This window comes from Streptomyces sp. NPDC048337 (assembly GCF_043201175.1).
GTDB lineage: Bacteria > Actinomycetota > Actinomycetes > Streptomycetales > Streptomycetaceae > Streptomyces.
In genome coordinates this window covers 82,854-94,514 of the sequence record NZ_JBICYR010000010.1, presented here as the reverse complement: position 1 = coordinate 94,514, position 11,661 = coordinate 82,854, and the positions used below count along the sequence as shown (strand labels likewise).

Genomic DNA, 11,661 nt, shown 5'->3' with positions numbered 1-11,661 from the left:
AAGTCACTTACGGCCTCAACCAGTGCTCAAACGCTCAACTAGCGAGACCAAACAGCCCTTATTGGACATTCCAAGCGGTGAACTCCAGGCCATTGGATCCCAATTGCTGGCGTGCCACGCGGAGTTTGCCGTCCCTTCCGACTGTGGCGATGACCACACGGCCCCGGCTGTCGAAGGCGGCCGCGGGTGGAACCACCGAGGGCTCCCCGGACTCCGACCACCACACACCCGTGTCCGGCCGCCCGTCCGGATGCGCGCCGATGGCCGTCACTCCCCCGGTTCCGCCGCGCACGAGCACCGTGCAACCCCATCCCTGGATGTCGGCACCCGCCACCCCGTCGACCGGACCGAGGCCGTCCGGACCGCCGAGGCCGATCGGCGCCTGCGCGCCCGGCCACCAGACGCAGACCTCGTTGCTGCCCGCGTAGCGGAAGCGCACCACGCCGGCCTCGGGGGCCGCGGAGAGGCTTCCCGGGTACGGGCTCACGGGGATCCGGCGGTTCTCCGTCCACCCCGACGCGGTGTCCCGCCGGTACCAGTGCACGGCGGCCTGGGCGTCGCGCGCTCTCACCACCATGTGCACCCCGCCGTCGACGGCCGGGAAGGCGGCCACTTCGTCGGCCGTCCGCATCCCGCGCAGCGTCTCCCAGCCGGTCAGACTCCCCTTGGGTGACTGCTGACGCACGCTGACACTGTGCCCGAAATTCCGGACAAACACGTTCAGAACGCCGCCGGCGTCGAACGTGGCCGCCGGGAATCCGACTTCACGGGCCTTCTGCCAGCTCGCCGCGTTGGGATTGCCGAGCGAGGTCCACGGTCCGACCGGGCGGCCCGTCTGGTACTGGGTGGCACAGACCACCTCGACGGTGACGCCGCCCTCCCTGCGCTTGGTCCGGCTCAGACCGATCAGGTGCGCGTAGCCCTCGGGGCCCCGCAGCACGGTCAGCCCCGGCAGCAGCTCCGGGCCTTCGAGCAGCTCGGGGCCCCGCCAGCCGTCGGCCTCGGTGGGTCCCTCGGTCCAGCGGACGACTCCGGCGGCCGTGGGCAGGTAGGCGGACAGCCGGCCGTCCTTGCCGGCCATCAGCCACCGGGTGGGGAGGGGATAGCGGGTGGACGCCTGGGGAGGCAGTGCGGGGTCCGCACCGGCCCTGCGGCAGTCGACGAAGACCGGGGTGCTGACGGCCAGCTGGTAACGGCGGGCCGCCCTGAGCGCGCTTCGGGCCACCTGGCCGCGCGCCTCCGGCTCGTTGACGATCGGGAGCTTGCGTTCGCGGTCGATGTCGTCGTGGACGGGATCGGGATCGAGGGTCCGCACGCGCAGCGGCCCGATCTCGTGAAGGGCGTCGAGGATCTGGCCGGTGAGGTTGCCCTCCTCGGCGTCGAGGAAGAACGGTTCTCCGGGGAAGGTACACCCGCGGCGCCGCGCCTGCGCGACGGCCGATTCCATCGCGCGGTACCCGTTGTCGTCGCCGTCGTCGAGACAGACGACCTCGATCACGGAGCCGGCCGGTTCGGAGAGGATGAGAGGAACCGCATCGGCGGGGCCTGCCACGACGATCGCCACGGGGGCCGTCCGGCCGGACTGCGGTTCAGGGAACGTCTCGGCGCCGCGCGCACGACGCCTGGTTGCTCGGGCCATGGCTTCCTCTCCTCCTCCCTGGCGCCTCGCGGACTCCGGGATTTCCGCTTCACCACCGACCAGGAGGACGATATGCGCTCTCCCGTTCGACTCGGAAATCTGCTTATAGTGCAGCGGCATCCGGACGGCCGCACCCACTGACGTCCGCCCCAGGCCCCCGAGGATTCGAGCAGTATGACCCAAGACACCGCCGCCCGCAGTCGCCGCCGGACCGGAGGCCGCGGTGCACGTCCCCGCAAGCGGCGCGTGCTGAGGATCGTCCTCCTCGTGGTCGCCCTGCTCATCCTCGGTACCGCGGGCGCGGGCTGGTGGGCGTACAGCCACCTCAACGGGAACATCGACAGCGTCGACCTGGACAAGGCGATCGGCGACAACCGCCCGCAGAAGGTGGTCGCCGGAGCGCAGAACGTCCTCGTCCTCGGCTCCGACTCCCGGGCGGGGGCCAACGGCGACCTCGACCACGGCGATGTCAGCGGGGCCCGCTCGGACACCGCGATGCTGGTGCACATACCCGAGGGCCGATCCAAGGCGACCGCGGTGAGCATCCCCCGCGACACCCTGATCACCCGGCCCGAGTGCAAGGACGGGGACGGCAAGACCGTCCCGTCCGCGAAGCGTGTCATGTTCAACTCCGTCTACTCCCTCGCGGGTCCGGCCTGTGTGGTCAAGACTGTGGAGGGGATGTCCGGGATCCGCGTGGACCACTTCGTCGAGGTGGACTTCGCCGGCTTCAAGGGCCTGGTGGACGCGCTCGGCGGGGTCACCGTCAAGCTGGACAAGCCGATGAGCGGCGCCAAGGGCGGCCTGAAGCTGGACGCCGGCGAGCACCGGCTGAACGGCACCGACTCGCTCAAGTTCGTGCGGACCCGCTACGGCTACGGCGACGGCAGCGACCTCGGGCGCATCGGCCTCCAGCAGCAGTTCATGATGGCGATGCTGTCCGAGATCAAGAAGCAGGACGCCCTCGGCAACCCCGCGCGGCTCTACAAGCTCGCGGACTCCGGCACCAAGTCGCTGACCACCGACTCCGACCTCGCCTCGCTCACCGCGCTGGCCGACTTCGCGCAGAGCATGAAGGGCGTGGACCCGGAGACGATGGAGACGATCATGCTGCCGGTCGCCTACGACAAGGTGGACCCGAATCGCGTGATCGTGGCCGAGCCGCAGGCGACCCAGCTGTGGGAAGCCCTCCGCAACGACCAGAAGATCCCGGCCTCCGCGAAGGACTCCCCCGCCAAGGGCTGACGCCCGGCTCGCGCCCGCTAGTACTTCGCGTCGCGGCCGACCTGGCCCAGCCGGCTGTTGCGGCGTCCGTACAGGAAGTACACGAAGAAGCCGATCACCATCCAGATCGCGAAGCGCAGCCAGGTCTCGGCCGGCAGGTTCAGCATCAGCCACACCGAGGCCGCGATCGACAGGATCGGGACCACCGGCACCCACGGGGTGCGGAAGGACCGGTGCAGGTCGGGGCGGGTCCGGCGCAGGATGATCACGCCGAGGGCCACGACCACGAAGGCGAAGAGCGTGCCGATGTTCACCAGGGTCGCGAGCTCGTTGATGCTGGTGAATCCGGCGACGATCGCGATGATCACGCCGAGCAGGATCGTCGGCCGGTAGGGCGTACGGAACTTCGGGTGGGTCCGCGAGAAGAAGCGCGGCAGCAGGCCGTCGCGGCTCATCGCGAAGAACACGCGGGTCTGGCCCAGCAGCAGGATCATGCACACCGTGGTCAGGCCCACGGCCGCGCCGAAGCTGATGATGCCGCCGTACACCGGATGCCCCTGCGACTTGAAGGCGTCGGCCAGCGGGGCGCTCACCGACAGCTCGGTGTAGTGCTGCATGCCGGTGACCACGAGCGAGACCGCCACGTACAGCACGGTGCAGATGAACAGCGAGCCGAGGATGCCGCGCGGCATGTCCTTCTGGGGCAGCTTGGTCTCCTCGGCCGCCGTGGCCACGACGTCGAAGCCGATGAAGGCGAAGAAGACGACGGAGGCGGCGGTGAAGATGCCCATGACGCCGAAGTTCGTGGGCTCGTAGCCGAAGATCAGCTGGACCAGTGGGGCGTCGAGGCCCGAGCCGCCCTTCTGGGGCACCGCCTCCGGGACGAACGGCTTGTAGTTGCTGCCCTTGAGGAAGAACAGGCCCGCGATGATCACGATGAGCACCACCGTGACCTTGATCGCGACGACGAGGGCGGTGATCCGCGCGGACAGCTTCACGCCGACCACCAGGATCGCCGTCAGCACCAGCACGAGGACGAAGGCCAGCAGGTCGAAGGTGCCGCCCGCCGCGTCCGGCCCCTGGAGGGCCGCGGGCAGATGGATGCCCGCGTTGTCCATGAGGGAGCGGACGTACCCGGACCAGCCGACGGCGACCACCGCGGTGCCGAGGGCGAATTCCAGGACCAGGTCCCAGCCGATGATCCAGGCCGGCAGCTCGCCGATCGAGGCGTAGGAGAAGGTGTACGCCGACCCCGCGACCGGGACGGTCGAGGCGAACTCGGCGTAGCACAGCGCGGCGAGGGCGCACACGACACCGGCGGCCACGAAGGCCAGCGCGGTGGCGGGGCCCGCGGTCTCCTTGGCCACCTTGCCGGTGAGGACGAAGATGCCGGTGCCGATGATCACGCCGACGCCGAAGACGGTCAGGTCCCAGGCGGACAGCGACTTGCGGAGCTGGTGTTCCGGCTCCTCGGTGTCCCGGATGGACTGTTCGACCGACTTGGTGCGGAAGGGACTGTTCAGATCCGTACTCACCAACGCACCTCCGAACAAGGTGACGCACGCGAACGGGCCGGGAGGCCCACCCCTTCCAGGGTGATCTCCCGGCCCGTGACGTGCAACCGCGCGGCGATCTAGTGGCCGATACCCGCCCTAGTCGACGATGGCGGCCGCCTCGCTGTCGTAGCGCCCGTCCAGCTTGGCCACCAGGCCGGTGACCTGCCGGGCGATGTCCGGGGCGGTCAGACCGATCTCGGCCATGACCTCCTTGCGGGTGGCGTGGTCGAGGAAGCGCTGCGGGATGCCGAAGTCGCGCAGCGGTACGTCCACGCCCGCGTCGCGCAGGGCCTGCGCGACGGCCGAGCCGACACCGCCGGCTCGGCTGTTGTCCTCTACGGTGACGACCACGCGGTGGCCGTCGGCGAGCGGGGCCAGCGCCTCGTCCACCGGCTTGACCCAGCGGGGGTCCACGACGGTGCAGGAGATGCCCTGCTTGTCGAGGAGGTCGGCGATCTCCAGGCACATCGGGGCGAGCGCGCCGACCGAGACGAGCAGCACGTCGGGCCGGGCCACCTCGGGGGCCGGGGCCCGCAGCACGTCCATGCCGCCGATCCGGCCGACGGCCGGGACGGCCGGGCCGACGACGCCCTTGGAGAAGCGCACGACGGTCGGCGCGTCCTTGACCAGGACGGCCTCGTTCAGCTGCGCGCGCAGCTGCTCGGCGTCGCGCGGGGCGGCGAGGCGCAGGCCCGGGACCACCTGGAGGATGGACATGTCCCACATGCCGTTGTGGGAGGCGCCGTCCGTACCGGTGACACCGGCGCGGTCCAGGACGAAGGTGACCCCGCACTTGTGCAGGGCGACGTCCATCAGGACCTGGTCGAAGGCACGGTTGAGGAAGGTGGCGTAGACGGCGAAGACCGGGTGGGCGCCGCCGGTCGCGAGGCCCGCCGCCGAGGTGGCGCCGTGCTGCTCGGCGATGCCCACGTCGAAGATCCGGTCCGGGAAGGCGTCCGCGAACTTCTTCAGGCCGACGGGCTGGAGCATGGCCGCGGTGATCGCGACGATGTCCTTGCGCTCGTGGCCCAGCTTGACCATCTCGTCGGCGAAGACGGAGGTCCAGCTGGCCGCGTCGGTGGAGACCGGCAGGCCGGTGTCCGGGTGGATCACGCCGACCGCGTGGAAGCGGTCCGCCTCGTCCTGGACGGCCGGCTCGTAGCCCCGGCCCTTCTGGGTGAGGCAGTGCACGATGACCGGGCCGCTGAAGCGCTTGGCGCGCTGGAGCGCCGATTCCAGGGCCTCGATGTCGTGGCCGTCGATGGGGCCGATGTACTTCAGGCCCAGGTCCTCGAACATGCCCTGCGGGGCGATGAAGTCCTTGAGGCCCTTCTTGGCGCCGTGCAGGGTCTCGTAGAGGGGCCTGCCGACGACCGGGGTGCGCTCCAGGAGGTCCTTGCCGCGGGCCAGGAAGCGCTCGTAGCCGTCCGTGGTGCGCAGCGTTGCCAGGTGGTTCGCGAGGCCGCCGATGGTGGGGCCGTACGAGCGCTCGTTGTCGTTGACGACGATGACGAGCGGGCGGTCCTTGGCGGCGGCGATGTTGTTCAGCGCCTCCCAGGCCATGCCGCCGGTCAGCGCGCCGTCGCCGATGACGGCGGCGACGTGGTGGTCCTCGCGGCCCAGCACCTCGTTGGCCTTGGCGATGCCGTCGGCCCAGCCGAGCACGGTGGAGGCGTGCGAGTTCTCGATCACGTCGTGGTCGGACTCGGCGCGCGAGGGGTAGCCGGACAGGCCGCCCTTGGAACGCAGGTTGCCGAAGTCCTGGCGGCCGGTGAGCAGCTTGTGGACGTAGGCCTGGTGGCCGGTGTCGAAGAGGACCTTGTCCTTGGGCGAGTCGAAGACCCGGTGCAGGGCGATCGTCAGCTCGACCACACCGAGGTTGGGGCCGAGGTGCCCGCCGGTCTTGGAGACGGCGTCGACGAGGAACGACCTGATCTCCGCGGCGAGCTGGTTGAGCTCCTCCTGGCCGAGCCGGTCGAGATCGCGCGGTCCCTTGATGCGGGTCAGCAGCACCCGTGCCTCCTTGCAGTTGCTTGCTGGTCTGTCGAGTCTAATGTTCCGCTCGCGGGTACGGTCATCGGGCCGTCCCGGGTGCGCCACACCTTTGTCATACATGAACACACCACCACGGCGTCATACATCACATGCGGGCGTATACCCGCACAGCTGTACACACTCGGGGACGCACAGGTGCCCGGCGCCACTCGGAGTGGCACCGGGCACTGTGACCGGTATGACCGCCGGAAGTCCTCCGGACGCGCGGTCAGTCAGGCGCGTCCGGCCGTCTTCTGGGTCTTGCGCGTGATCGAGTCGATCACCACGGTCGCCAGCAGCACGGCTCCCGTGATCATGTACTGGATCGGCGTCGCGATTCCCTCCAGGGCCAGACCGTACTGGATGGAGGTGATGACCATGACGCCGAGGAGGGCGTTCCAGGTCCGGCCCCGGCCGCCGAAGAGGCTCGTGCCGCCGATGACGGCCGCCGCGATGACGTTCATCAGCAGGTCGCCGGCGCCGGCGCTCTGGTTGGCCGCCGCGATCTTGGAGGCCCAGAAGAGCCCGCCGATGGCGGCGAAGGTGCCGGCGATCGCGAAGACCGTGATCCGGACCCGGTTGACGTTGATGCCGGCGCGGCGGGAGGCCTCGACGCTGCCGCCGAGCGCGAACACCTGGCGGCCGAAGGAGGTGCGGCGCAGGACGAAGTCCGTACCGACCAGGGCCAGCAGGAAGAGCACCACCGCGAGCGGCAGGCCCTTGTACTGGTTGAACACGATCGCGGGGCCGAAGGTGAACACCGCGAGCAGGCCGGTGCGCAGCAGGATCTCGGCGAGCGGCCGGGAGGGGACCCCGGCGGCCTCACGGCGCCGCGCGTCGAAGAAGGTGGCGAGGAAGTACCCGGCCACCGCGACCGCGGCCAGCCCGTAGCCGACGGCCACGTCCGAGAAGAAGTACGTGGTCAGCTGCCCGACCACGCCCTCGGAGTCGAGGTTGATCGTTCCGTTGCTGCCCAGGATCTGCAGCATCGCGCCGGACCAGAACAGCAGGCCCGACAGGGTGACGGCGAAGGCCGGGGCGCCGATCCGGGCGAAGAAGAAGCCGTGGATGGAGCCGATCAGGGCGCCGCCGGCGATGGCGGCGAGGATCGCGAGCCATTCGTTCACGCCGTGGGTGACGGCGAGGACGGCGACGATCGCGCCCGAGACACCGCTGACGGAGCCGACCGAGAGGTCGATCTCGCCCAGCAGCAGCACGAAGATGATGCCGACGGCCATCATGCCGGTGGCGGTCATCGTGATCGCGATGTTGCTGAGGTTCTCCGGGGAGAGGAAGTTCGAGTTCAGGCCCTGGAAGATGCTCCAGATGATGATCAGGCCGATGACGACCGGGATGGATCCCAGGTCACCCGCCTTCATCCGGCGACCGAACTCGCTCAGGTATCCGGCGAGGCCCTCCTCGCGGACGAGCAGGCGGGGGTCGACGGCCGGGATGGCGTCGTGCGCGGCGGCCGGGTTGACCACGTCGGCGTGCTCGGTGGTCCCGTCCGGCTTGTGCAGCGGGTCGGCGGCTGGGTTCTCGGTGCTCACTTGCGAGCCTCCCCGGTGCGGGCCGCCCGGCGGGTCACGGCGTTGTCCGTGGCTCCCGTGATGGCGGAGATGATCTCTTCCTGCGAGGTGTCGGCGACGTTGAAGACACCGTTGTTGCGGCCCAGCCGCAGGACCGCCACCTTGTCGGCGACGGCCTTCACATCGGCCATGTTGTGGCTGATGAGGATGACGGCGTGGCCGCGCTCGCGCAGCCGCTCCACCAGGTCGAGGACCTGTGCGGTCTGCTCGACGCCGAGGGCGGCGGTGGGCTCGTCGAGGATGACGAGCTGGGGCTCGCCCAGCATGGAACGGGCGATCGCCACGGTCTGGCGCTGACCGCCGGAGAGCGAGGCGATGGGGATCCGGACGCTGGGTATCCGGATGGACAGGGTGGTCAGGAGCTCGCGGGCGCGGCGCTCCATCTCCACCTCGTCCAGGACGCCGCGGCGCCTGAGCTCGCGGCCGAGGAAGAGGTTGCCGACGACGTCGATGTTGTCGCACAGCGCCAGGTCCTGGTAGACCGTCGCGATGCCCAGGTTCTGGGCGTCGTGGGGCTTCCCGATGGAGACCGGACGCCCCTCCCACTCGATGACGCCGTCATCGATGGGGTGCACGCCGGCGATCGTCTTGACCAGCGTGGACTTGCCGGCGCCGTTGTCACCCACAAGGGCGACCACTTCACCGGAGTGGATCTCGAGTTCTACGTCGGTCAGGGCCTGAACGGCGCCGAACCGCTTCGAGACCCCTCGCAACGCCAGCACGGGCGCAGCGGACACATGAACCATCTCCTTCGCCGCCTGACCGGCGGGGATGTCGTGCAAAAGAGCAGGAGCGGGGATGAATGGGGGAAACGTTTCTGCCCGGCGCCCCGCGGATGGCGGGGGAAGAGGGGGCGGGGCGCCGGGCAGGCACGGGGGGCCACCTCGCAAGGAGGCGGCGGGGGCCGCTACTTCAGGCCGAGGGCGGCGCAGGCGGCCGCGTACTTGTCGGTGCAGATCTCGTCGGCCGTGTAGACGCCGTCCTTGATCACGCTGTCCTTGATGTTGTTCTTGGTGAGCGAGACGACCGGGATCAGCACGGCCGGAACGCCCTTGGTGGTCGGGCTGTCGACCGTGGAGGTGGTGACGCCGGCGACCTTCTCCCCCTTGGCGAGGGCGACGGCCATCTTCGCGGCGGCCTCGGCCTCGGGGGCGTACGGCTTGTAGACGCTCATGAACTGCTCGCCCGCCACGATCCGCTGCACACCGGCGAGTTCGGCGTCCTGGCCGGTGACCGGGGGCAGGGGGGAGACACCGGCCGCCTTGAGGGCGGTGATGATGCCGCCGGCCATGCCGTCGTTGGCGGAGTAGACGCCGATGACCTTGTCCTTGCCGAGCGCGGAGAGCGCGGCCGCCATGTTGGTGTTGGCGTTCTCCGGCTTCCACTCGACCGTGTCGTACTCCTTGCCGATGTTCACCTTGCCGTCGAGGACGGAGTGCGCACCGGACTTGAAGAGCTTGGCGTTCGGGTCGGTGACCGAGCCGTTCATCATGACGATCTGGCCGTCCTTGGCCTTGTCGCCCAGCGCCTCCAGCAGCGCCTTGCCCTGGACCTTGCCGACCTCTTCGTTGTCGAAGGAGGTGTAGGCGTCGATCGGGCCCTCGGCCAGGCGGTCGTAGGCGACGACCGGGATGCCGGCGTCCTTGGCCTTCTTGACCGAGCCGGCGATGGCCTTGGAGTCCACGGCGTCGACGATCAGGACGTTCACCTTGTTGGTGATCATCGTGTCGACCTGCGAGTTCTGCGTGGTCGCGTCCTGCTTGGCGTTGGCGTAGACGACCTGGCCCTTGCCGCCGGTGAGTTCGGCGACCTTCTTCTCGATGAGCGGCTTGTCGAACTTCTCGTAACGCGCGGTCTGGTTCTCCGGCAGGAGCAGGCCGATCTTGATCGCCTCACCCGTGGCGGCGCCGGTGGCCTTGGGCTTCTCGCCTGCCTCCTTGGCGGTGCCACAGGCGGCGAGCGAGGCGGCCATGGCACCGGCGGCTACAGCTACGGCGGCTCTACGCATACGAGTGTTCATTTCTTGAACCTCCCTGACGAGGCCGCAACGCTGCGGCCGAGGTGGATGTGAGTCAACCCCGGCCGCGTTTTGCCGTCAAGGAGTGAATCCTTAACGAGATGACAACGGTGCCATCTGTTATCTACCTGAAGGCAAGACGGCGGGAGCTCGCACTCCACTTCCATGGTCCGACAAAAGCGTCGAATCGCCCATCTCGCTGAGTACGAGGGCCAGTGCGCCCAGTACCTCGGCCCGACCGCCCAGCGAGCCCGTGAGCACCGACAATTGGCGGGCCGCGCTCGGGATCGCGTACCTCCCCACGGATTCACGGATGGGAGCCAGGACCAGTTCACCGGCCTCCGCCAGGGAGCCGCCCAGGACCACCCGGCTCGGGTTCAGGAGGTTGCAGAGGCTGGCCACGCCGCTGCCGATGTGACGGCCCACGTCCGTGATCACCCGGCGGCAGCCCGGGTCCCCGCCGCGGGCCAGTTCGACCACCCGCTCCATCGTCAACTCCGGTCCGTGCGTGCCCTGGAGCAGCGGCAGGACGTACCGGGCCGCGGCGAAGGTCTCCAGGCAGCCGCGGTTGCCGCAGCGGCAGACCGGGCCGGATTCGTCCAGCGTGATGTGCCCGATCTCGCCCGCGGTGCCGCCCGGGCCCCGGTAGATCCGGCCGTTGATCACCAGCCCGGCGCCGACGCCGCTGGCCACCTTGATGTAGGCGAGGTCCTTTACTCCCCGGCCGCTCCCCCAAACGAGTTCACCGAGGGCCCCGAGGTTCGCGTCGTTGTCCACGTAGACCGGTACGCCGAGGCGCTGCGAGAGCTCCTGGCGGGGGTTGATGCCCGCCCACCCGGGCAGGATCGCGGTCGAGCCCAGGGTCCCGGACTCCACGTCGATCGGGCCTGGGACGCCGAGCCCGACGCCGATGACCTTCTCCAGCCCCACCCCGATGCCCGCGATCAGCCGCCCCACCAGCGCTTCCGCCCGGTCGAACCCCTCCGCCCAGGAGGCGTCCACGTCCAGCGGCTCGGCCTCCTCGGCCAGCACCTGGTGGGCGAGGTTGCCGACCGCCACCCGCAGGTGGGTGTGGCCGAAGTCGACGCCGATGACGATGCCGGCGTCACCGCTGAGCGAGACGCTGCGCGCCCGCCGGCCGCCCGCCGAGGTGTCGGTGACCTCGACGGTCCCGCTCTCCTTGAGCTCGCGGACGATGTTGGAGACCGTGGCCGCCGACAGTCCGGTGGTACGGGCGATCTCCGCCTGGGTCAGCGAACCCGCGAGGCGCACCGCCCGCACGACCCGTTCGAGGTTCGCGCGATGCAGCGAGGACTGCGATCCGGGAGTCTGCACGACTCATCCACTCCTGCCCATAAGCGACGGCCAGCCGTCGCCCCCCGGCCGGGACGTCGCGGCTTCGCGCAGCGAGACCCCGGCGTCTCTCCAACTTGTGAACCTTAAGTCGAGCCTTTGTCCATCGAGACGTCAAGAGGCTGAGGCAGCACGAAACGGCCACTATCGACCAAAAGGGTGAGGAGCGGTCGCCGAGATCGTGTTACGGTCGCTGAGGCGCCGGTCCTCTGCGGCCTTTCCGGCCGGACCGGGCGCCCTGCGATGACG

General features: G+C 69.7%; 8 protein-coding genes. 1 reads left to right on the top strand and 7 read right to left on the bottom strand.

From position 1 onward, the window contains the following. Positions 1-58 precede the first annotated feature (58 nt). Entirely contained in the window at positions 59-1,639 is a 1,581-nt protein-coding gene (locus ACGFYU_RS18490) for a hypothetical protein (protein ID WP_393828347.1), read from the bottom strand. Between the two features lie 174 nt (positions 1,640-1,813). Here ACGFYU_RS18490 and ACGFYU_RS18485 point away from each other — a divergent pair, with 174 nt between their 5' ends. Beyond that, complete coding sequence (locus ACGFYU_RS18485) at positions 1,814-2,884, top strand: LCP family protein (protein WP_393828346.1); 1,071 nt, start codon at positions 1,814-1,816, stop codon at positions 2,882-2,884. A 17-nt stretch (positions 2,885-2,901) separates the two neighbouring features. Here the strand turns inward: ACGFYU_RS18485 and ACGFYU_RS18480 are convergent, their stop codons facing one another. From ACGFYU_RS18480 to ACGFYU_RS18455, 6 genes are all read right to left on the bottom strand, one after another. After that, the gene (locus tag ACGFYU_RS18480; RefSeq protein ID WP_393828345.1) at positions 2,902-4,398 is read right to left on the bottom strand and encodes an amino acid permease; all 1,497 of its coding nucleotides are present in this window, start codon (positions 4,396-4,398) and stop codon (positions 2,902-2,904) included. A 117-nt stretch (positions 4,399-4,515) separates the two neighbouring features. Beyond that, on the bottom strand, positions 4,516-6,432 hold the full coding sequence (gene dxs, locus ACGFYU_RS18475) for a 1-deoxy-D-xylulose-5-phosphate synthase (protein ID WP_393828344.1): 1,917 nt from the start codon (positions 6,430-6,432) through the stop codon (positions 4,516-4,518). 254 nt (positions 6,433-6,686) lie between these two features. Continuing rightward, the gene (locus ACGFYU_RS18470) at positions 6,687-7,973 is read right to left on the bottom strand and encodes a sugar ABC transporter permease (RefSeq protein ID WP_393828466.1); all 1,287 of its coding nucleotides are present in this window, start codon (positions 7,971-7,973) and stop codon (positions 6,687-6,689) included. Positions 7,974-7,999: 26 nt separating this feature from the next. Then, positions 8,000-8,788: an ATP-binding cassette domain-containing protein gene (locus ACGFYU_RS18465; protein WP_393828343.1), complete on the bottom strand. Its 789-nt coding sequence runs from the start codon at positions 8,786-8,788 to the stop codon at positions 8,000-8,002. A 161-nt stretch (positions 8,789-8,949) separates the two neighbouring features. Beyond that, positions 8,950-10,050 (bottom strand): sugar ABC transporter substrate-binding protein, encoded by a 1,101-nt coding sequence (locus ACGFYU_RS18460; RefSeq protein WP_393828342.1) that lies wholly within the window; start codon positions 10,048-10,050, stop codon positions 8,950-8,952. Between the two features lie 129 nt (positions 10,051-10,179). Beyond that, positions 10,180-11,394: an ROK family protein gene (locus ACGFYU_RS18455; RefSeq protein ID WP_393828341.1), complete on the bottom strand. Its 1,215-nt coding sequence runs from the start codon at positions 11,392-11,394 to the stop codon at positions 10,180-10,182. Positions 11,395-11,661: the final 267 nt, after the last annotated feature.